This window comes from Methanohalobium evestigatum Z-7303 (assembly GCF_000196655.1).
In the GTDB taxonomy this organism is placed as follows: domain Archaea; phylum Halobacteriota; class Methanosarcinia; order Methanosarcinales; family Methanosarcinaceae; genus Methanohalobium; species Methanohalobium evestigatum.
The window spans coordinates 1,769,441-1,791,848 of record NC_014253.1; the positions used below are offsets into that span (position 1 = coordinate 1,769,441).

The 22,408-nt window shown below is 37.7% G+C and carries 23 protein-coding genes, 1 tRNA gene and 1 other RNA gene; 16 read left to right on the forward strand and 9 right to left on the reverse strand.

Features of this window, described 5'->3' with window-relative positions:
* The first annotated feature begins 245 nt into the window (after nt 1-245).
* The 4 genes from METEV_RS08775 to METEV_RS08790 all read left to right on the forward strand — a co-directional run bounded on the left by METEV_RS08775 (nt 246) and on the right by METEV_RS08790 (nt 4,046).
* Nucleotides 246-1,025, forward strand: a complete 780-nt coding sequence (locus METEV_RS08775) for an ATPase domain-containing protein (protein WP_013195156.1) — start codon at nt 246-248, stop codon at nt 1,023-1,025.
* Between the two features lie 22 nt (nt 1,026-1,047).
* A complete protein-coding gene (gene xseA / locus METEV_RS08780) occupies nt 1,048-2,268 on the forward strand; it encodes an exodeoxyribonuclease VII large subunit (protein ID WP_013195157.1) in 1,221 nt (406 codons plus the stop codon).
* A gap of 14 nt (nt 2,269-2,282) precedes the next feature.
* Nucleotides 2,283-2,525: an exodeoxyribonuclease VII small subunit gene (locus METEV_RS08785; protein WP_013195158.1), complete on the forward strand. Its 243-nt coding sequence runs from the start codon at nt 2,283-2,285 to the stop codon at nt 2,523-2,525.
* Nucleotides 2,526-2,669: 144 nt separating this feature from the next.
* The gene (locus METEV_RS08790; protein WP_013195159.1) at nt 2,670-4,046 is read left to right on the forward strand and encodes an ATPase domain-containing protein; all 1,377 of its coding nucleotides are present in this window, start codon (nt 2,670-2,672) and stop codon (nt 4,044-4,046) included.
* Between the two features lie 71 nt (nt 4,047-4,117).
* On the opposite strand, the gene METEV_RS12420 is transcribed toward METEV_RS08790, so the two are convergent.
* A complete protein-coding gene (locus METEV_RS12420; RefSeq protein ID WP_232216847.1) occupies nt 4,118-4,270 on the reverse strand; it encodes a helix-turn-helix domain-containing protein in 153 nt (50 codons plus the stop codon).
* Between the two features lie 868 nt (nt 4,271-5,138).
* Here METEV_RS12420 and ffs point away from each other — a divergent pair.
* From ffs to METEV_RS08805, 3 genes are all read left to right on the forward strand, one after another.
* An RNA gene (gene ffs, locus METEV_RS11330) (signal recognition particle sRNA) lies at nt 5,139-5,454 on the forward strand.
* 19 nt (nt 5,455-5,473) lie between these two features.
* Nucleotides 5,474-5,558, forward strand: a tRNA-Ser gene (locus tag METEV_RS08800).
* A 25-nt stretch (nt 5,559-5,583) separates the two neighbouring features.
* Nucleotides 5,584-5,823, forward strand: coding sequence for a hypothetical protein (locus METEV_RS08805; RefSeq protein WP_013195160.1), 240 nt, complete (start codon nt 5,584-5,586; stop codon nt 5,821-5,823).
* A 43-nt stretch (nt 5,824-5,866) separates the two neighbouring features.
* Here the strand turns inward: METEV_RS08805 and METEV_RS08810 are convergent, their stop codons facing one another.
* From METEV_RS08810 to METEV_RS08825, 4 genes are all read right to left on the reverse strand, one after another.
* Nucleotides 5,867-7,210 carry an RNA-guided endonuclease InsQ/TnpB family protein gene (locus METEV_RS08810; protein WP_013195161.1) on the reverse strand — a complete coding sequence of 448 codons (1,344 nt, stop codon included), beginning with the start codon at nt 7,208-7,210 and terminating at the stop codon, nt 5,867-5,869.
* A 130-nt stretch (nt 7,211-7,340) separates the two neighbouring features.
* Entirely contained in the window at nt 7,341-7,658 is a 318-nt protein-coding gene (locus tag METEV_RS08815) for a ribonuclease P protein component 4 (RefSeq protein WP_013195162.1), read from the reverse strand.
* 16 nt (nt 7,659-7,674) lie between these two features.
* A complete protein-coding gene (locus tag METEV_RS08820; protein ID WP_013195163.1) occupies nt 7,675-8,379 on the reverse strand; it encodes an MBL fold metallo-hydrolase in 705 nt (234 codons plus the stop codon).
* Nucleotides 8,380-8,423: 44 nt separating this feature from the next.
* Nucleotides 8,424-9,260, reverse strand: a complete 837-nt coding sequence (locus METEV_RS08825) for a TrmB family transcriptional regulator (RefSeq protein ID WP_013195164.1) — start codon at nt 9,258-9,260, stop codon at nt 8,424-8,426.
* A 204-nt stretch (nt 9,261-9,464) separates the two neighbouring features.
* Here METEV_RS08825 and METEV_RS08830 point away from each other — a divergent pair, with 204 nt between their 5' ends.
* Genes METEV_RS08830 through METEV_RS08840 form a run of 3 tightly spaced genes read left to right on the forward strand, consistent with a single transcriptional unit; the run spans nt 9,465 to nt 14,064 of the window.
* Nucleotides 9,465-11,762, forward strand: coding sequence for an efflux RND transporter permease subunit (locus METEV_RS08830; RefSeq protein ID WP_232216917.1), 2,298 nt, complete (start codon nt 9,465-9,467; stop codon nt 11,760-11,762).
* Nucleotides 11,762-12,871, forward strand: a complete 1,110-nt coding sequence (locus METEV_RS08835) for a COG1361 S-layer family protein (protein ID WP_013195166.1) — start codon at nt 11,762-11,764, stop codon at nt 12,869-12,871. The genes METEV_RS08830 and METEV_RS08835 overlap by 1 nt, the downstream gene beginning before the upstream one ends.
* 29 nt (nt 12,872-12,900) lie before the next feature.
* Nucleotides 12,901-14,064 (forward strand): COG1361 S-layer family protein, encoded by a 1,164-nt coding sequence (locus METEV_RS08840; protein ID WP_013195167.1) that lies wholly within the window; start codon nt 12,901-12,903, stop codon nt 14,062-14,064.
* A gap of 23 nt (nt 14,065-14,087) precedes the next feature.
* Here METEV_RS08840 and METEV_RS08845 read toward each other — a convergent pair whose 3' ends face one another.
* The 4 genes from METEV_RS08845 to wtpA are packed head-to-tail and all read right to left on the reverse strand — an operon-like array spanning nt 14,088 to nt 17,593.
* Nucleotides 14,088-14,621, reverse strand: a complete 534-nt coding sequence (locus tag METEV_RS08845; protein ID WP_013195168.1) for a molybdenum-dependent transcriptional regulator — start codon at nt 14,619-14,621, stop codon at nt 14,088-14,090.
* A gap of 18 nt (nt 14,622-14,639) precedes the next feature.
* Nucleotides 14,640-15,686, reverse strand: a complete 1,047-nt coding sequence (locus tag METEV_RS08850; protein WP_013195169.1) for an ATP-binding cassette domain-containing protein — start codon at nt 15,684-15,686, stop codon at nt 14,640-14,642.
* Complete coding sequence (locus METEV_RS08855; protein ID WP_013195170.1) at nt 15,673-16,500, reverse strand: ABC transporter permease; 828 nt, start codon at nt 16,498-16,500, stop codon at nt 15,673-15,675. The genes METEV_RS08850 and METEV_RS08855 overlap by 14 nt, the downstream gene beginning before the upstream one ends.
* Before the next feature lie 19 nt (nt 16,501-16,519).
* The gene (wtpA, locus tag METEV_RS08860; protein ID WP_013195171.1) at nt 16,520-17,593 is read right to left on the reverse strand and encodes a tungstate ABC transporter substrate-binding protein WtpA; all 1,074 of its coding nucleotides are present in this window, start codon (nt 17,591-17,593) and stop codon (nt 16,520-16,522) included.
* A gap of 159 nt (nt 17,594-17,752) precedes the next feature.
* Between wtpA and METEV_RS08865 the strand changes: the two genes are divergently transcribed.
* From METEV_RS08865 to METEV_RS08890, 6 genes are all read left to right on the forward strand, one after another.
* A complete protein-coding gene (locus tag METEV_RS08865) occupies nt 17,753-18,763 on the forward strand; it encodes a phosphate uptake regulator PhoU (RefSeq protein ID WP_013195172.1) in 1,011 nt (336 codons plus the stop codon).
* 145 nt (nt 18,764-18,908) lie between these two features.
* Nucleotides 18,909-19,547 carry an Era-like GTP-binding protein gene (locus METEV_RS08870; protein ID WP_013195173.1) on the forward strand — a complete coding sequence of 213 codons (639 nt, stop codon included), beginning with the start codon at nt 18,909-18,911 and terminating at the stop codon, nt 19,545-19,547.
* 5 nt (nt 19,548-19,552) lie between these two features.
* The gene (locus METEV_RS08875) at nt 19,553-19,915 is read left to right on the forward strand and encodes a DUF2073 domain-containing protein (RefSeq protein ID WP_049891162.1); all 363 of its coding nucleotides are present in this window, start codon (nt 19,553-19,555) and stop codon (nt 19,913-19,915) included.
* A 12-nt stretch (nt 19,916-19,927) separates the two neighbouring features.
* Nucleotides 19,928-20,437: a hypothetical protein gene (locus tag METEV_RS08880; protein WP_013195175.1), complete on the forward strand. Its 510-nt coding sequence runs from the start codon at nt 19,928-19,930 to the stop codon at nt 20,435-20,437.
* Between the two features lie 139 nt (nt 20,438-20,576).
* Nucleotides 20,577-21,185 carry a 6-phospho-3-hexuloisomerase gene (gene hxlB, locus METEV_RS08885; protein WP_013195176.1) on the forward strand — a complete coding sequence of 203 codons (609 nt, stop codon included), beginning with the start codon at nt 20,577-20,579 and terminating at the stop codon, nt 21,183-21,185.
* 11 nt (nt 21,186-21,196) lie between these two features.
* Complete coding sequence (locus METEV_RS08890; protein WP_013195177.1) at nt 21,197-22,324, forward strand: pyridoxal phosphate-dependent aminotransferase; 1,128 nt, start codon at nt 21,197-21,199, stop codon at nt 22,322-22,324.
* The last annotated feature ends 84 nt before the right edge of the window (nt 22,325-22,408 follow it).

Genomic DNA, 22,408 nt, shown 5'->3' on the forward strand with positions numbered 1-22,408 from the left:
ACTGTGTTGATGTTGTTTATATATTGTCGAACTGCTGATGTTTAGCGGTCTAAACTACATATTACCTTATGTAACTTATCCTATAAATCCAAATCGGATATACAAAATGTATTCAATACATTTATATTCACGGTTATTATATATTTAAACATAAACCAATATTCCAGAGACTATCAGATTAACAGAACCAATTTTATATAATAAAACCACTTACATTATAAAACAGAAAGGAGATTGTATCAAAAATGTTTAACGGTGCAGATTCTGAAGAAATTTCAATGGATGATGCAGAAAACAGGGTCAAAACAGGGATACCGGGTTTTGACGAACTGTGCGGTGGAGGGCTTATAAGAGACCGCACCTATCTTATATCAGGAACTTCCGGTGCAGGTAAAACTAATTTTGGAATCCAGTTCATCTACAACGGTATCACAAAATACGGTGAAAACGGCATCATAATAGCAACCGAAGAAAGACCCGAACAGATCAGGAAAAACGTTTCCAAATTCGGATGGGATCTTAAAAAACTCGAAGACGAGGGGAAACTCGCCATTATCGACGCCTGTTCAACCAAAATCGGAGTACCTTCACAGGAAAAATACGTTGATGTCAGACCCTTCGACATACGTTCAATGCTTGACCAGATAATCACAACCCAGGAGCAGATAAACGCCAAACGTGCCATCGTAGACTCCACAACATCCATCAGTTTCTTCCTGCAGGAGCCTGCAAAAATCAGGATCGAGTTGCTCAAACTCAGCACAACACTGGAAATACTCGGTCTCACATCCATGATGACCTGTGAGATAATCGACGAAACCAATCCCTCAAGGTTTGGGGTAGAAAATTTCGTTACCGACGGCACCATCATGCTGTATTACGACAGACATGAAAACGTCCGCCTGCATAGCATGGAAATCTACAAAATGCGCGGAACCGATCACAGCAAAAAAATACATCCCTATGACATAACTCCAGACGGATTTGTAATCCATCCGCACAGAGACCTATACACAATGGCTTAAACAACACCATATTAATAAATCTATGATATACACCGTATCAGAACTCAACACCCATATCAAACAGCTACTAAAAAATGAACTGTCAATAAATCAAATATGGGTCAGAGGAGAAATATCCAACTTCAAAAAACACACATCAGGGCACTACTATTTTACATTAAAGGACAGAAACAACCAGATTAGCTGTGTGAGTTTCAGGTCAACTAACAGAAACATCAAATTCGAACCTGAAGACTCGATGCAGGTACTTATTTTTGGTTCGATTGACGTCTATAAAGTTCGCGGACAATACCAATTAAATGTGTTTGATATACGACCCGACGGAATCGGAGAATTATACAAAGCCTACGAACAGCTCAAAAATCAACTGGATTCTGAAGGGTTTTTCAAGGACACAAATAAAAAATCCATCCCGGAATTTCCCCACCGAATAGGAGTGGCAACATCCACAAAAGGAGCCGCCATTCATGACATAATGAACGTAGTAAAACGCAGGTTTCCTGTTGACATACTGATATCTCCTACCATAGTACAGGGTGAACAGTCAGCATCAAGTATAGTAGATTCCATCGAAAAACTGAACCAGTGTAGTGTCGATGTTATTATACTGGGAAGAGGAGGGGGTTCGTTAGAAGACCTGTGGTCGTTTAATGAAGAAATCGTAGCAAGAGCCATCTACAGTTCACAGAAACCCGTAATATCTGCTGTTGGTCATGAAACCGATTATACAATCGCGGATTTTACAGCAGACATGCGTGCTCCCACCCCTTCGGCAGCCGCTGAACTGGTCGTCCCCGATTATATGGACATAATCCGGCGTATCAATAATCTGTCATCACGTATGGAAAACGCCATCACAAACAAAATAACTGAAAAATCCACACAATTATACTATGTACAAAAACGGATGCATCCGGAACGGTTATATGATAACATAAGACAGAATCAGCAGCAGGTAGATGAACTGTTATCACGTATGGAATACAGCATAAAAAACGTCTTAAAATCAAAAAAATCATCATTACAAATACATGCAAACCATCTGCAGGCTGTAAGCCCATTAAAGACATTGGAGAGGGGATACTCTATAACCACAGATTCTAAAAATGGGTCTGTGATAAAAAGTATAGATAATGTGAGCAATGGCGACAGTCTTGATATAATAGTTAAAGATGGTATTATAAAATGCAGTGTCAAAAACACCAGCAAAAAATCATTGAAACACAACAGTGCTAAAGATTAAAGATTGGAGATAATATGCCGGAAGAAGATAACGATGACACACGTTTTGAGGATTCACTTGAAGAACTTGAACAAATCGTAAAACAACTCGAAAATGGAGACCTTACACTTGATGAAAGTCTTGAAACCTTTGAATATGGAATCAAACTTGTTCAAAAATGCAACTCCAAAATCAACATGGCTGAGAAAAAAATTGAAGAACTAATAGAAGAAAACTCTGAACTAAAAACAAAACAATTCACAGAATTCGATGATTGAAAAAGTCTAAAGCACTACCCAAATCCATATTAAACAGTTGTCCATCATTACATTACATGGTGAATAATATCTTCAAGTGCCATCAGATATTATTTCACAAAACTATATATAAATGCCAAGTAGCCCCTATAAAGAGGACAATAAATGACAGAATTCCAGAAGTTATCATGTGGTATTCCAGGTTTGGATGAAATTCTGGGTGGTTTCGTCACTCCTTCTACAGTTCTTGTTGCTGGTACCGCCGGTGTTGGAAAAACCACCATGTCGCTCCACATCCTTTCAAATGCCACAAAAAACGGTGAAAAAACATTATATGTCCCAATAACCACAGAATCTTCTGATAAATTCCAAGATTATGTATCAACCTTAGAATTTTATGATGATTCAATAGAAATACATGAGATAAACCGGCAAAACGCTGAAAAAGATCCATTGAGCACGCTGATTGACATTGGCAATGTCGTTTCATCAGCAAACCCTGATAGAATTGTAATCGACCCTATAACACCACTTGGTTTCGGTTTTGTGGAGCAGGAAAAAAGGCGATTTTTCTACACCCTGGATTCAATGATTCAGGAATGGAACGCTCTGGTAATACTTACAGGTGAATTATTCGAAGATGAAATTCACACAACTGTCATCAGTCATCTCGCAGATGGTATCATCTATCTTTTCAGAGAGGAAGTCGGATTCCGCACCGATAAGTACCTAAAAATCATCAAAATGCGGGGCATCGATCCCCAGATTAAATCCAATTACAGCTCCCAGAAAATCCATTATGATGTTAGCTCAGAAGGGTTTAAAATATATCCCCGCCTTAAACCCGATGAAAATACCGAATTCGAAGATACAAAGATAGAATCTGGTATTAAGGGATTTGACCCATTGCTCGGCGATGGAATACCGAAAGCATCCAGCATACTTATTGAAGGAGAACCAGGGACGGGAAAAACCATTTTCAGCCTGCAATACATCATGAATGGTCTTATTAATGGAGAACCCTGTATAATCGTAACCTATGAAGAAATACCACAGCAGATAATACTTGAAGCAAGTAAGTTTGGATGGAATCTGCAGTCTTATATTGATGAAGGGGTGTTAAAATTCATATATACAAACCCTGTTGATGTACATCCTGCAAAACACGAATCCTTTATCAAAAGTAACGTGGAAGAGATGGGTGCAAAAAGGATTGTGTTTGATGGTATTGTTAATATGGAAATGACTATTCAAGACCCAATAAAATTACGCGGTCATTTTCAGGCTGTCATTAATTATCTAAAAAGTAAAAATGTAACATCCCTTTTTACAACTGAAATACTTCCCGGTAAAGAAGAAATAACCACAAGCCATGATGCATCGTTTATAATGGATATAGTCGTGGTTATGGAATATACCAAATCCTCCGAACAGATTAAAAATAATCTGCACATCATGAAATCACGAAGAACCAGCCATGACCCACAGTTGAAAGAATATCAAATAACCGATAGTGGCATAGAAATACTAAATGATTCTTAAAAATAACTAAAAAATAAAAATTAGAAGTTGTGAAGCTCTCTTTCTACAAAGGTTCCGGTTTCTGTTAACTGTTACGATTCACCCTGTTTTTCTACCAAACCCTTCTCCTGCAGTTCTTCCAGTGTTTTATCAACCGAAGTTCGCACCACATGCATCAATTTACCTATACGTTCAGCATCCATACTGCCTTTGGAACCAAGTAATTGCACTGACTGCTCTCCCACGAGTAAACTCGTGAGGTTCTCTTGAACCTTGAGAGCCTCAACCTTTGACGAGGTTGAGCGTTTGCTGGTTCATGGACGGTACTTGCGAACTGATGTCGAAACCAGTCGTAGAGGTCCCATCTCCACAGCCGCTGATTCCCGCGAGCCCCACGGTATGCCTTAATACAGAGTATACGTTTTAAAACTATATAATTTTTACCTAATTCTAGCGATTATAATGTTTATCATAAACTTATCAAACATCAACGGGGTTGTTTCATCCAACGGTTAGAACAGGCTGTCCGACAATTAATATTAAAGTGGATATCTTATACAAAAGGACATACCAAGTAACTATAAATTATCAGTCCTGATTGATTCTCTTTTATCAAGTGACAGCATCTGTGACTGGTTTTTGGATTATTGGATAAATGCTATTGATACATAAATTAATCTTTAACCTACATTTATTTAAATAGGAAATAAAAATAGATTGACAGTATCGAATTGTCGGACAGGCTCTATAAACCGTTGGCTTTCACGTACCCCCTGTTGCCCCATCCTCGTAATTTTTGTCGGTTGTTGTTCCCTGTTACAAACCTCAGTAATTCATCAAGATTATCAGTTTTCAATTATACCACCTTTAAAACTGGCACTGTTCAGTTAAGACACTCTTTCACCTGATTTATAGCTCTAAACCGTTGTGCTAAGAAGTACTGAAAATCCAAAATAGTTTAATATGTTCCATTAACTGAACAGTACCTTTAAAACTTCCCGGTAAATTTATTAATTATTTTATTATATGTGGTATTAGTTTAAATAATTTATAGTTAAACTTACAGGTTGATTAAGGGATAATTTTATAAATCGTGATGCATTATGTATAGTTCGGCGGGCTAGCCCGGGTGGTTCGGCGTCACCTGTAACCTGAAATACGTCGATATGCAGGGGGCGAAGCCGATGGAAGGTGTCCTTCTCGTTTTCAAACCTGGGGTTTCAACTAAGAAGCTCCGTCCTGCTTGGACGATGTTAATACGGAGGCTTCCCGGAAGGTAGGTTTCCGTATTTTAACCGCGAGAACCGGTCTAGGCCCGGAAGGGAGCAGACTAACCGCGGACATCCGTCGCTTGCAGGGTTGCGGGGTGGAGAAGAAACCACAGATAATTTGGAAACGAGAAGGGCATCAACCTGAGGCGTGTCCGCCATCTAAACCAGTTTGTAAATGACGAGATAGCCGAGCCCGGCAAGGCGCAGGATTGCTAATCCTGTGGCGCTCTGCGCCTCGGGGGTTCGAATCCCCCTCTCGTCGTCCATTTTAAAAAGAGATGAATAACATGTCCTATGACACACATACAGTTCCGCTAAAGACTCGTAAAAAATCCGAGGAAAGCTGTAATACTGAAAACAGTTGCAGTTCCTGTGGATCTGGATGTAGCGGTGGTCTGGTTGAAGCGGGTTCTGAAAAAGATGTTGTGTACCGAAACGTATTAATTTTCACTCTTGTGGCTCTGGTATTTGTAACAGTTACCTACAGCATTATGCAGCTTTTAAGAACAATAGCCGGTGTAAAGTGAACTACTCCACCTTTTCAGGCGGAGCTTCCTGCGAATACCCGTATCATCCCGGTAATGATTGAGTAATCATCCCGATCAACAGGCCTGTCTGTCGCAGATTATCAGTGAAATGCTGATAGCCCGTCCACAGGGCATTCTGGCGTAAGTACCTCTCCATTATCACTATAGCACTGTTTTTATCCCTATCCATTGATTGCCTACAATAGGGACAGTTGTAGTTCCTTTCATACAGAGGCATCTTTTGTCGGTAACCACAATTACAGCAGTCCTGAGAGGTATATGATTCATCAATTTCTATTATTCTTTTGCCTACTCTTAAAGATTTATAGGCCAGAAATTGAGCGAACCGTCCTATGTAACCTGAATTGTGGGTACCGCGGTGTGTGCTTTTATCGGACTTCTTGTCTCCTTTCTTGCTCGATGCCATCTGTTTGGCTGACAAATCACCGATGATTATAACACTTGCATCTGTATTGTCAACGATGTTCCTCGTTTTCTTGTGCTGGAAATCCTTCAACTGGTTGGAAGATTTCTGTTTCATCCTGTTCAGGTTGCGCTTCAACCTGTACCACTTTTTACTATATCTCTTGCAGTGATCCAATCTGGACTGTATCTGCTGGATTTTAGGCTCCCTGTATTTATCCGGTCTCTTATTAATCATCTCTCTAAGATTTCCGTCAGAATCGACCATGGTATGTTTGTTGACACCAATATCCATTGCCAGGTATTTGTCATTGTGTTTGAAATCCAGACAGGGTACATTATATGTGATACTGAGATAATATCCTCCATCTTTCTTCTGATATATCCCGACCTGTGCAATCTCATCAGCTACTCTCAGTATCCTGTCATAAAGGATTTTAGCAGGCAAACCGAATTTCAACTCCAATCCAGATGGATGATTGTGTGAAAAACTGATAAAAACTTCATCATCTTCAGTATATTCAGGCTTATCTGCACCGTATAGATAATTAGTAGTATCGGTACTGTTATAGGCTATCTTATTACTTTTAGAATCAGTAATTTCAAATCCAGACTGATTGTAGGTCATGGTGAAGAAATAATCCACTCCGCGATATTTGGGTGGTCTTGCGTTTTCATCACAGTTTCTCTTCAATGAGAAGAACGATTTGTAGTTAGCATCAAGTCGTTTCAGTACAGACTGCAATACCTTGGAATACACCCACTTATATTCAGGATACTGTTTCTTGGTATTTGGTAAATCGTTCTGCTGTTTAATGTAGCTGATTTTCATACCATTACTATAAGCATCTTTGCGTTCAGCAAGAGCAAAATTGTACAGCAACCTGCATTTCTCAGACAGTATCCACAATAATTCTTCCTGTTGTGATGTAGGTATAATCCGTACCGGTAAAGTCTGATACATAATTTACTATTTGATATGAAAATAATTATAAGTTATTATCCGTTAGCTTTTTTATAATAACAAATATATTCATAAGACGCTCTTATCTACCAGCTGTTGCGAGGAGATTTCTCGCTTCAAAGTTAAAAAATCAATTTTTGTAAGGATACCTCTTTTGATTTCCACAGTTAAGACAGGTAACCGTTACATTGTTATTTTTTAACCTGACTCTTGATGTTTTTCCCGGCAAAAGATAAGAGTTACATTGTTTGCATATTCTGCGTTTTAATTCAGGTGGAAGTCTGATACGGTATTTCATACCTATTTTTCTGGCAAGATATGCATACCTGTTGCTCCACTCCAGATTGGACTGTCTGGCTTCATTTTCTGCAAAACTGAAAAGTAATTGTATGCGCTGATATGCAATATCCTTAATCAGAACCTTTTTTTTCTTTCGTGCACGCCCCATTTGAGTAGCCTTTTATTTATTGTTCAAAATTTAATATAACTACATCAACATCTGGATTATTTTCATTGACCAGCTGTTTGAATTTTTCAGTGTCTCCTTCTGTTCCTTCTACATAATTGTAATGCATCGGTATCGCTATTTTTGGAGACATGGATGCCACAGCATCTGCAGCCTCGGATTCATCCATTGTGTATGTACCTCCGATGGGAACCAGAACAACATCTGCTGACACATCATTCATTTCCGGTATAAAATCAGTATCACCGGTATGATAGATTCTCAAACCTCCCAACTCTATAAGATATCCTACACCCATACCTTTTGGATGATACTGCTTATCAATGTTATAAGCAGGCAATACCTCAATATTGACATCTTTTATAGAAAGGTGGTCACGCAGCATATCACCATCCCTTACACGCCGAGCATCCCCTTTAAAATCCAGTGTTACACTTTCAGGTATAAGGGTAGTGGCATAACTTTTCCTCACTTTTCTGATGGATTCGGGATTGCAGTGATCAAAATGTTCATGAGTTATCAGTAGTACATCTGCCTGGTCTTCAAAATTGATTATACTCGTTGGTAATACATAAGGATCAATATATACATTAATTTCTGCTTCTTTTATCATAAACCCTGCATGACCAAGCCATTTTATGGTCACATTATCAATAGTTGTGCTTGTATCGTCCAATATAAATACCTCATTTAATCCAGTCATCTGATAATTTCCAGAGAATAATATATAATTTTGGAATATTAATTTCATACAGACAGAGTAAAATCATCCGCTCTATCCCAAAGCTTTCTAAATTTGGTTTTTAGTTTCTGGGAAAAATTTGTATCATAAATTTTTATCAATCCCAGTGTTTTATTAGGATTTAGTGGATTATCCACATTAAGTATTATCATGTAATTATCAATCAGCGTAAATCCGTTTCTGGTCTCCAGTATTTTTACATTTAAGAATCTATCAATTCGACCCTGTACTTCATCTGAAACCGAGTTATATTTTTGTTTAAGAAGCGTTAAAAAGTAGGATTCAGGTGTTATTATATTAACCCGAACACCCCTATTTATCAGAGGCATCATGTTGTCAAAAATAGGAGGGAAAAATTCTGTAAATTCAGATGGTTCAAGCGATTTTAAGGATTCCTGATGAACAATACAAATCTCATTTTCTATCTCTTCTGAAACCTGTTTGATAAAACTTAAATGGTCGTCATCACCCATAATCGTTGACCAGAACGTATTTTCATGGTAATCAGGATAATTGTATTGAGATAATTTCTCTTCAGCTTTAGAAATGGTTTCTTTAAGCCTGTTAAGCTCTTTTTCAGTATCTTTTTCCCTTTTAGAATAATAATTGTTGAGTGCAAGTTTGGGTTCTACAGGACGGTATTTTTTGGGTCTTGATTCCTGGATATCAACCAGTCCATGATTTTTGAGCGATTCAAGAACTTCATAAACCTTGCCCATTGGTATATCGGACTTCTTGGACACTGTGTTGGCTTCAGATATACCTTCTTCTAACAGTGTTAGATAGGCTAAAGCCTCGTATTTGTTTAAACCCATGTCTTTTAACAGGTTTTCATCATCCATGATTACACTTCTTTTAGGTTTAATATCGAGTGAAACGTATAAATAAGGTTTATCCCATTTAAAACAACCGTATAGTTGAGTTTAATCTACTGTTTGTAATTTAGAATTAATGATTATCATTTTAAAAAACATTCCAAAGGGTGAATCACTATCAAAAGCATATTTGAGAAACTGGGTACTTTTATAGAAGACCATTCAGTAGTTATTCTTATCATTGCATTCCTATTTATCTTTGTTTCATTCCAGGGTGCACAGAATATAGAAATGATTTCAGGAACTGAAACATTTGTGGAAAAAGACTCCAAATTGTACCAGAATTATGACCATCTCTATTTGAACCTTTTCAGCACCCAGTCTATAGTAGTACTTGTTGAGGGAGATGATGTCAAAACTCCTGAAGTTATGAAATCAATGAACAGGCTGGAAAAACAGGTAGACCCCCTATCAGGAGTGGTACAGGTTACAAGTGCAGCCTCTATTGTTGAAGAAATGAATTATCAAAAAATAGGCAAACGTGAAATACCAGATACCAAAGAAGAAATTAATTCATTATTATCCAATACAAACACAGGTAAAACTTTACCTGATGATACTCATGCATTAGTTTTTGTGGAGGTTGAAGGAGATATCAGCAATGATGAATTAAGGGATATACTCCATGAAACCGAAAAATCCGTATCAATGACTGGATTTCCACCCGGTTATTCAGTTACAGTTACCGGTGAACCCGCTTTTAGTCTTGCCATGGAAGAACTCATGAATGAAAGCATGCCACCACTGATGGCTATTGCTGCTGTATTGATGATTATTGCCCTTTATCTGGTTTTCAGACATGTCAGATGGAGACTATTGCCCCTTATCATCGTATTTCTTGGAATAATTTATACATTCGGTGCTATGGGTTATTTAGAAATCCCCATGAGCATGGTTTCAATGTCTGCATTTCCGATACTGATAGGTCTTGGAATTGATTATGCGATTCAGTTCCACAGTAGGATTGAAGAAGAGCTTGAACGTCTGCATGATGAAAAGGAAGCTGTCATTGAGACTGTTAAACATACCGGACCTGCTGTTTTAATCGCACTGATTATAACATCTCTTGGATTTGTTTCATTATATACATCAACCGTTCCGATGGTTCAAGATTTTGCAAAATTACTGCTCATCGGAGTGATTATGTGTTTCCTTTCATCATTATTCGTCGGAGTTTCTGTAATTTATGGTCTTGACAGTATTTTCAAGAAAAATAATAAATTGATCAATGCCATAAATTCAAAAATAAAATATGATTCAAACAGTAATTCCGGTAAAAATACCGAGGAACAAAAAAACGATATCATAGAACGCTATATTGATAAAGTTACATCATTTACAATAAAACATCCTGTTACGATTTTACTTATTGCTGGACTATTGTGTGTCTCAGGACTATATGTGGATCAGGATGTACCATTAGAAACCGATACTGAGACATTTGTTCCCCAGGACATGAAAGCACTTGTTGAGATGCAACATCTTTTTGATATTATCAGCGGAAATGACCAGCTCAACCTTATTATTAAAGTCGATGACAATACTGACCCACAAATTCTAAAATGGATGGATTACTTCAGCAACCATGAAATAGAAACAAGGGATAACATATACGATTCCAGTAGCATTGTCCCCATAATCAAATCAATGAACTCCGGTACAATTCCTGATAGCAGCGATAAAATCCAGGAATTATACAATCAAATGCCTGATGGCCAGAAAGAGCGATATATCCACGGTAATACCATGCTTTTAATGAATCTGGACATGGGCGATGCAATGTCTAATCTGGGCCTTGAAGGTATTGATGAACTTGTAAAAGTTGTCAGAAAAGATATTTCATGGACTCAGCCTCCCGCAGATGCTGATGTAACAATTACTGGTAATTCGGTTGTATTTACCACTGTAATTACAGCACTTACATCAGGTAGAATTGCAATGACCCTTCTGGGACTGAGTCTTATTTTTGCAGGTCTTCTCTTCATATACCGAGACTGGTTAAAAGCTATTACACCTGTAATTACAATGTTCATGGTTGTCGGATGGGCAGGAGGAGTTATGTATTATTCAGGTATTAAATACACACCTATGACTGCAACACTCGGAGCACTGATTTTAGGTATCGGTTCAGAATATGCAGTCCTAATGATGGAGAGGTATTTTGAAGAGAAAAGTAAAGGAGAAAATCCGATTGAAGCAATGCGTGAATCCAGCAGGAAAATCGGGAAGGCAATTGTAACTTCCGGATTTACGACTGTTTTTGGTTTTTCGGCTTTGCTGGCATCTCCTTTCTCCATGAACAGAAATTTTGGATTGGTCACTGTTATAGATGTTGGACTTGCACTGCTTGCCACATTTATCGTGTTCCCGGCTGTTATAATTTTACTTGATGGACATCGTGAAAAAAAGAAACAAAAGAAACAAAACATATCATCATCAACCGATAATTCAAAAGAGGCGGATGCTTAATGAATATTGATGACAAAGACCACAGAAGTATCAGGATTTTCTTCAATGCAGTGATAATATTTGTTATTCTATCGTTATTATTCACTTGCCTATTAACTCCTACTGTACAATCTAAAGAGTTCCTCCCGCCGAATCATCATTACTCAGTAAATTATTACGAAAGTTTTGGTAAACCTGACCTATATGCATCTGTCCTCGGAGATCCAGAATTTGAACGTGGTGAAACCGCACAAATTGAAATAAATTTAGCTAACAAGGGTATCCTTTACGGGTTCAAATCTGTTACCAATGTTGATGCTGACGACAAAACCGAGGCTGAACTTGCTCAGAAAGAATTTGAATACGAAAAGCAGCGTACAGTAGCACTCGGTATAAAAACTAACCTTACATCCACTACTCAATACATAGATGTCGATTCTGAAAGCAGTGGACAAATTATTGACAAACTGGCCCCGGGTGATATACTTAAAAAACCCCTGAGATTTACAATAGATATTTCCGATAATACACCCGCTGGTGAATACATACTAAAACTTCCACTCACCTATGAATATCAGAATGAGGTCAGAATGACCAGGGGTGAACAAGTCAACCTTGGAATCCGTGACCTGGACCATACCACACATTACAAAACCGTGGACAATACCATTGATATTCCAATAACTATCAAAGAATCAGCAGATTTCCAGATAACAAATATTAACGGTAACCTTTCACCGGGAAGTAGCGGTGATATAGAGGTTACGTACAAAAACACAGGAGAAAAAACTGCAAATGATGCTATTGCGAGAATCGTTGCAATGCGTCCATTGAGTATGCAAGATTCTGAAGTAAATCTCGGTGACCTAAATCCTGATGAAAGCAAAACTGCAAATTTTAAAATTTCCGCAAGTTCTGATGCTGTTAAAAAAAGCTACGTGTTAAACAGTGAAATCAGATATTATGATGATAACGGGGATGTTTCATTTTCAGATAACCTTGAGACAAGTGTAAATGTGGAACCGGATGAAGGTGGACTCAGTTTTAACATTTTGATAATAATGGTAATTTTTGCTCTTGTTACCTATTTGATAGTTGATACTGTAAGAACCAGAAACAGAAAAGATTGATTTATGTTTATAAATTATGAGGTGCTACAATGAATGACATAAAATATACAAAATCCATATTAATTGCAATATCTTTATTGATGATTTTAATCGTACCTGTACAGGCAGAAACCGAATACAACTTACCATCTGATGCTAATATCAAAGCGTTTCTTGACAGCCAGTCCATATCAATACCCGGCACCAGAACAATTACCCCTCAGATGCCTGAGAATTTTAATTTTGATGATAATTATTATACAACCTACGGCAGTCCGGATTTGACCGCAAATATTGTCGGAAATAATGAATTTTCAAAAGGAGACACCGTGACACTTAAAATTAATCTTGTCAACAAAGGTGTCATTACTGGATTCAAATCAGAAAAAGATGATGATTTAAGCAAACTGGAAAAAGCACTTCAGAAAACCGAAATGGGTTATGAAACCCAGAGAACAACCGCAATAGGCATTGTTTCAACCCTTGTATCACCCTATCCCTTTATAGATGTAAAATCAACTCCACAGGAAGCAGGGTCTCTACCCTCTGGTGAGGAAACTAATGCTCCTCCAAAATTTACAATAGAAATTGCTGAAAATGCTAAACCAGGGACCTATCCCCTTGCATTAAACACCCTTTATGGTTATCAGAAAAATGTCCAGGTAAGCGGTGACAATGTGACCAATGGTCAAATAACAAATCTTGAAGTTGGTATATGGTATGATTCAAAATCCCAGAACCATACAATACCTATAAGAATTGAGGATGAGGCAGAATTTGAAATTACCAATATCAGTGCAAACCTTAGAACAGGTGAAAAAGGATTACTCAGAGTTACCTATAAGAACGTAGGCAATCAGCCCGTCAAAGATGCAACCGTCAGAATAACTGCATCAGACCCGTTTAGTACCACCGATGACCAAGCGTATTTAGGATCAATTGCACCAGGTGAGACTTCTGAGGGGGTTTTTAGTATAAATGTTGACCAGGCAGCCACATCAAAACTGTATGGAATAAACAGCGAAATCAAATATGAAGATGTAGATGGCAATGAAAGAGTATCAGATACCCAGAAAATACAGGTCAGAACTGTTCCTGACACATCCCTTGGTGACCAGATAAACAACAATATGGGTATTGTGTATGTTATGATACTGCTTGTAATCGCCGGTCTGAGTATATTCGGATATATGAAATTAATCAGAAATAAATAAAGAAAAATTGGTGGTGAAAAACATCACCTTTTTGCTATCATTACTTCAGTTGATTTAACAATAGCATATACTTCATCCCCTTCTTTGATATCCAGTTTTTCAACCGCTTCTCTGGTTATCAGGGATTTTATTGTTGACGGTTCTATAGAAATACTCAATTTGGATATAACATCACCGTTTTCCACTGAAACCACTTTTCCGGATATCTGGTTTCTGGCACTGATTTTAAGGCCTACACTTTCCCAGAAAGTTTCATCTTCTACTGTCTCATGGATGATGTTCATCTGATTATCATATTCCTGAAGCAGTTCCTTGGCAAATTCTGTAAGAAATGTCCCCTGATTTTTCCCACCTTTAACTGATTCAACCACCTTGTTATCCGCTCTTTCCTCTATTTTTTTCAACATTTTCCAGGCATGCCTGTAGGATATATCGAGTTTTTTGCATGCCTTGTTCAGGGATTTTTCTTTATCAATAGCTCGTAATAACTGGGCTTTACCCTTACCGATTAATGGTTTACCATCTTCGGTTAACCACAACTTTGTGTTGGCTTCCATATTTTCACTCTACTACATTCAAATTATGTGTATAGCAGCAGCCTTGAATGACACTACAACCCTGTCACCGGGTTTAAGATCAAGTTCTGTTGCTGATTGTCTTGTAATCAATGAATTAATGTTAAAATCTTTACCCATGTTCAATTTTACCCTTAATAAAACCCCCATAAGTTCCATTTCCACAACAGTTGCATAAAACGTATTTCTGGCACTACTTTCAAACTCTGTTTTGCTGATTGTCACATTTTCAGGTCGAAGACAGCCATATACAGTTTCACCCTTTTCATAATTGGATATGGCACATATATTGTTACCATATACATCCAAGTTTATCATACCGTTATTGCTCCGGGTAACAATTCCCTTGAATACATTTTCAACGCCTACAAAATCTGCAACTTTATTATTAACTGGTTTGTTAAAAATTTCACCGGGTGTTCCTACCTGCATCAATCCCCCATCCATCATAACTCCTATCCTGTCAGCCAATACCCTTGCTTCAGTCTGGTCATGGGTTACATGAACTACTGTCACACCTGTATCTTCATGGACTTTTTTCAGGATTTTTCGGGTATCTTCCTGTGTTCTGGGGTCAAGTGCACTTAAAGGTTCATCCAGCAACAGAATATCCGGATTAATAATCAGGGCTCTTGCAAGCGCCACTCTTTGCTGTTCTCCACCTGACAATGTTATGGGGTTTCTGTGAAGAATATGAGATATGTTTAGATATTCTGCCATATCCCTGATTTTTGGATTCTTAATACCCCTCATACGTGCACCAAATCCGATATTCTGTTCAACATTCATATGAGGGAATAACGAATAATTCTGATATACAAATCCTATATTGCGTTTTTCAGGTGGGAGACTATCGATATTATTTCCATTAAATGATATATATCCTTTTTCTGGCTGGTGAAAACCCGCTATAAGTTCCAGTACAAGTGTCTTCCCTGCTCCTGTGGGTCCAAGCAGTACAAAATATTCTCCATTCTGGATTGTTAGGTCGAGATTTTTTATTGAAAAATCGCCCCAATCTCTATTCAGATTTTTAATCTCTATCATATCTACGCCAGCCTGACGATATCATTCTAAGTATTACAAATATAGTTAATGTTACCAGAATCAGTAGAACTGCAATTGGTCTGGATTCAGAAAGCCCCATGGATGTGAAACGTTCATAAATCAGGGTTGGTCCCACCATCGGATAATAGGCAAGCATGATAACAGCTCCGAATTCACTAATTGCACGTGCCCAGCACATTATAGAGCCAGTAAGGAGATGGCGTGATGCAAGTGGGAATGTAACAAATAAAAACGCTTTCCATAGCGGAGCTCCCAGAGACCTTGCAGCATTTTCCAGTCGAGGGTCTACACTCTGGAATCCTTCACGGGCAGAATTCGTCAGGTAGGGTGCTGAAACAAACAGCATGGCTACCACTGTTCCTGCCATTGCATCTCTAAAACGAACAATTGATTCCAGAGGGTCACCGATTAGACCATTTGCTCCAAAGATTGTAAGAAGTGCTATACCTGCTACTGTATGGGGAACCACCACTGGTATATCAAGTATACTTTCAATAATTCGTTTCCCAGCAAAATCTTTTCTTGCAAGAAGATAAGCTGTAGGAACACCAAGTATAAAGGAAAGCAGTGTAGCAAGAAATCCAGAATACAATGAGAGGAATATCGCTTCCAGAACAGAACTATCCCTTACGGCTTCTATTAGACCCGAAAAATCCGTAACTATTTGCTGTAAAATCATATTCGAAAGTGTAATAAAAACAAAAAACAGCAAAATAGAAAGAGAAAGGAAAAATATTACCAGCATGGGATTTGTCTGTCCTAAACCGTTAAGTCTTGATTTTATTTCTGGCATATTTTCCCTTTTAAAAGATTTAGAAATATTCCATCAATTCTTCGGGTACTTTATTGATGGTGTTTGTCGACGCTGGAACAATAGGCGGTTGGCCATTGTTCTCGAGTACCTGCTGACCGTCTTCACTATGCAGGAGTTTTATAAATCCTACTGCATGTTCTTTCTGATTTACAGTATCTGGTATAGTAACACCATATACAATTGGTTTACCTTTTGAAATGTCACCATTTCCTCTTTCAACTTTTACCTTGCTGTACATGTCTTCATGCTTTACTGAGCTGAGGTCTATTTCAGAAGGTAATTCTACAAATTCAAATCCATGCTGTACAGCAACACTTCTGTAAATGTAGAAGTAATCGATCTCACCCATTTCAAGTGCCGATGAGAGTTCAGTTTCCATACTCCTCATCATAATCTTGTCACTGTTGGGGTTGATATTTTCTGAATTTGGAACATTTACAGTATATGTTCCATTACTGGAAGTTGTGTCCATTGCTGTATTTGAAGCCATTAAGTCATCGTAAATCTGTGAATCATTGTAGTAAATTTCAGCAAGTTGTGTGGTCATCTGTGAACGGTAACCGCAAGGGTCGTCATTCGGGTTGGAGAATCCAAAGGTTACATCAGACCTTCTTAAGATATCATACCAATTGTCATTGTTTATCTCATCACTGTATTTGCTGTCTTCTGTATAGGCAATGACCATCTGGTTCTTGGCAAATGCTGAATAGCAGTCTGTATATTCATTCATCATCATGTTGGGAATCAGACTGTAATCTGCAACTCCTACAACATCTGCCTGTTTACCGACTTCAGTAATTTTACGTACTGTAGCAACACTGCCGCCTGCTTCGCGCCTTACATCCACATTTGGATGACGCTTTTCATACATCTGTTCCAGTTCTTTAAATGGAATTGTTAAACTTCCAGCATGGAACACGTTAAGAACCACATCACCCTGCTGTTGTGATTCAGTTCCCTGATTATCTTGTGTAGTACTTTCTCCAGTATCACTCATGCACCCGATTCCTGCAAAAATAACAAGAATCATTGCAATTATACCTATTATCTTTAATATGTTGCTGTATTTCATAATAAACACCGTTATGTCCAAATAAACATAACCATATAAAAGGATTATGAATTATTAAAAATTGTGTTATCGGCAAATTATAAATATCCTTAAGACAGCATAGATTGCTATATATAAAATACAAATCTATATATCCATAATTCAAACAGAGGGATTATCATAGAATCACGGAAAGTCCAGCAAACAGGTGGTTCCACCTATATAATTTCACTTCCCAAAAAATGGGCTGAAAAAGTAAGAATAAAATCTGGCTCACAGGTTTTCCTCCAACAGCATCCAGACGGAACTCTTGTAATTGACCCTGTTTCGGAAAGCTCACCTGTCCAGAAAAAAGAACGGGATATTACTGGTAAAATGGGAGAAGTACTTACCAGAGATATTATTGCCGCATATCTTGCTGGTTTTGATATAATTGAACTCAAATCAAAACGTATATTAGCAGAACAAAAAAATGTTATTAGAGATGTATGCTACAAACTTATTGGACCAGAGATAATTGAGGAAACTTCTAAAAGTGTTATTATACAGGACCTTCTAAATCCGAATGAGGTATCAATTAAAAAAAGTGTCAAAAGAATGTTTTTAATTTCAAATTCCATGCATAAAGATGCCATACGCGCGCTCAAAACAAAAGATTCTGATCTGGCTATGGATGTGATTCACAGAGATGACGAAGTTGACCGTCTGTTTTTATTGATATCCAAACAATTCAGAGCAGTATTACGCGGAGCACAATTACCGGATACTGCAGAAACATCCATCGATGAATACCATGACTTTAGGATGACCGCATCACCACTGGAGCGTATTGCAGACCATGCACGTAAAATCGCCAAAGTTGCATATAACATGGATTTTTCAATAACACAGGATTCAATGGATTTGATAGAAAATGCAAGTGATACATCAAGAAAAATAGTTGAAAACAGCATCAATGCACTTTATGATTCAAATGTAGAACTTGCCAATCAGGTAATTGACCAAGGTGACCAGATGAGAGAACAGGTTACAAAAATCAATGAAACGCTTCTTAAACTCGATTCTCATGAAGCAATTGTTGCTCTTGGTACTGTAGCAGACAGTATCGACAGGATAGGTGATTACGGAGCCAACATCGCAGAAATATCCATAAACTCGGCAATGTCTAACGCTTTAAAAGAACAGGATTAATTCAAAGGTTTTTTAATAACCTACTAAACATTATATATTATAACACCATTATAATAAAAATAAAATATTATCTGGAAGTAAATAAGAAAATTAAAACAATTAATAATACTTGTTTATAAACCCCTACTGCTATTGGAGGATATATATGAGTCCAATAAAGTTATTCAAAAACAATTTTAGAGACTTTTTTAAGAAACTATTCAAGAAAAAAAAGAATGCACGTATAGGTATCTATGGTCCTCCGAATGCGGGTAAAACTACACTTGCCAACCGCATTTTAAGAGACTGGACTGGAGACGCTATGGGTCCAGTGTCACATATAGAACACGAAACCCGAAGTGCAAGACGTAGAGAAGGAGTTACAATAAAAACAAACGGGCATTCGATAGGTCTTGATGTAATTGATACACCGGGTCTTGCTACAAAAATCGATTTCCACAACTTTATGGATTATGAAATGGAAGAAGATGAAGCAAAAAGAAGGGCTAAAGAAGCAACAGAAGGCGTTATTGAAGCTGTGAAATGGCTGGATGATCTGGATGGCATTATCCTTGTTATGGATGCAACACAGGACCCTTTTACACAGGTAAATGTTACTGTTGTTGGTAATATGGAAGCCCGCAAGTTGCCATTGTTAATAGTATCAAATAAAGTCGATATGCCAGAAGCCTCACCAAATACCATAATGAATGCTTTCCCCCAGCACCCTATGGTATCAATATCGGCTCTTGAAGGTAATAACATCGATACACTGTACCAGGAAATCGCAAAAACGTTCGGGTGATTAGTATGCAAGGTATTCAAATGGATTTGATTTCGGAAGAGAGATTATCAGGGATGAACCCTGTAGAAAAAGTCAGGTTTATTATTGATGAAGTCAAAAAAGACAAAGTACTGGTACTTGAGAAGGGATTAACCCCTGATGAGGAAGCTAACCTTATCGAAATGACAATGACTAAAATCCAGCCCGATGGGTTTTCAGGTATAGAAATGGAAAGCTATCCAGCCCAATCTGGCAATTCCATAATCAATAAGCTGTTTAATAAAGGAGGTCACCGTACCCGTCTGACAATTATTGGTCCTGCCAATCAATTAAAGACATTGAAAAAAGACCGCGACCTTATAACTACATTACTGTCATCAAAAGAATAAAAGTGGATGTTAATGAAGGATGATTCAAATAATGATATACCTATCCCAACGACACATTCATTAAATTTTTTTGAAATGGGAAGAACGGACGTCGATATTTTATGTACTTATGGTAAAATTTCAATATGGTTTGGACGTCCTGTACCTGATGATATAATCAAAGATATATTGATAATTATATCCAATGTAGACAAATCAACTGTTCATGAATGCGAGTTTTTCTGTGAATACGAAGAAATAACAGAATACGAAAACAATGGATATATTCTTGTATCCTATGCCAGGTCAGGGGATAAGTATAGAGCAACCTTTAATGTACCATTTTCAAATGACAAAGCTTTACACTATCTTACAAGTTCTATAAAAACACAACTTAATAATAAAGACGTAAATATTAACCTGTACTGGACAGGAGATAATGCAGGAATAATACAGCTTTATGAAAAACTCAAAACTATACAGGATTGGAAAATCAAACAAATTAATTATAAAGATGATGGAAAAGATTACAATTTAATGTGATTAACGCTGTAAATAACAACTTCTAAATAATAAAAAATACCGTTTCCACCTAAACCTGACTGAATGTTTACTATCATTATCAGTATTTAATTTATCACCTATATATCCAACAATAGTATGTTGAAGAGGTTTTAAAACAATGGATGCAACACAGGATATCGAATGTAAAAATCTAACCTTATCAATGAAACTTATGGGCGAACATATAATCAATATGTCCCATGAACTTGATGTAACCGGTCCAAAAAAGATGATTGAAGATATAATGGGTGCAGATAACATCTTTTTAATGGGTGCTGGTCGTTCAGGTCTTGTCGGTAAAGCTTTTGCCATGAGACTAATGCACCTTGGTTACAGTGTATATGTCGTAGGGGAATCAACCACGCCTGCCGTCAAAGAAAACGATGTTGTAATTGCTATTTCCGGTTCCGGTGAAACCCGTTCAGTTGCCGACCTTGGCAAGATCGCCAAGGACATTGGTTCAACGCTTGTAACTGTCACATCGAATGAGGATTCAACACTTGGAAACCTATCCGATACTGTCGTTGAAGTCCCGGGTCGAACCAAAACTCAATCCGGAGAATACCTTGAACGCCATATGCGAGGTGAATACGACTATCTCACGCCTCTTGGAACTTCTTTTGAAATCTCAACAATGGTGTTCATGGATGCAGTTATCGCAGAACTGATACATATAACTGGAACATCTGAAGCAGAATTAAAATCCAGACATACCACCCTTGAATAAGGTGTATTTAAATGAAGAGCACAGACAACAAAAACACAAAATTTGCTCAGAGAGTTCAAAATATCGATATTTCAGGTATCAGAAAAATATTTGAAGCGGCCGGCGAACAATCTATAAACTTAGGATTGGGACAGCCTGATTTTGATACTCCAGACCATATAAAACAGGCTGCTATCGATGCCATAAATGAAGGATTTACAAGCTATACTGTTGGTGCAGGGATACCTGAACTGAGAAACGCATTAAGTCTTAAATTTAAGAAAGAAAATAACTTTGATGTTTCTTCTGACGAGATTATCGTTACATCAGGAGCTTCAGAAGCTTTAGAAATCGCTCTTGCTTCACTGGTAAATCCGGGCGATGAAGTCCTTATACCCAATCCGGGTTTTGTTTCATATAGTGCACTGACCGAAATCATGGGTGGTAAATCTGTCAGTATACCTCTTGGTAAGGATTTGAATGTACAGCCAGACGATGTCCTTGATAATATAACTCCAAAAACCAAGGCACTTGTTCTAAATTCCCCATCCAATCCTACTGGAGCTGTTCAGTCCAGAGATAATATAAAAGCATTTGCAGAAATTGCGGAAGACCATGATATTACAATAATTTCTGATGAAGTGTATGAACATTTTGTTTACGAAGGTGAGCATGTAAGCCCTGCACAGTACACTGACAATGTGATAACAGTAAACGCTGTGTCCAAAACTTATTCCATGACCGGCTGGAGACTGGGATATGTCGCTGCAAAAGGCGAATATATAGAGCAGATGCTCAAAGCCCACCAGTACGTTCAGGCATGTGCAAGCTCAATATCACAAAAAGCTGCGCTTGCAGCAGTTACAGGACCCATGGAACCGGTTCATAAAATGCATGATGAATTCAAAGAACGTCGGGATTTATTACTGGATGGACTTGAATCCCTTGGAATAAAATGTGAAAAACCCAGTGGAGCCTTTTATGCATTCCCGGAAATCCCCGATTCTTTAAAAACTACTGAAAAGCTTGTCTCAAATGGTGTTATAGTTGTTCCGGGTATCGCATTTGGAGAAAATGGAGAAGGTCACATCCGGCTGTCGTATGCAACATCAAGTTCCCAAATCCAGAAAGCATTGGATATAATGGAGAATGTAATATAAAAAACAAGAGGAGGATCAAACCATCCTCCTTCCTGTTATAAGATTTTCAACATTTGTATACTACATCAATAATTTTTTCTGATA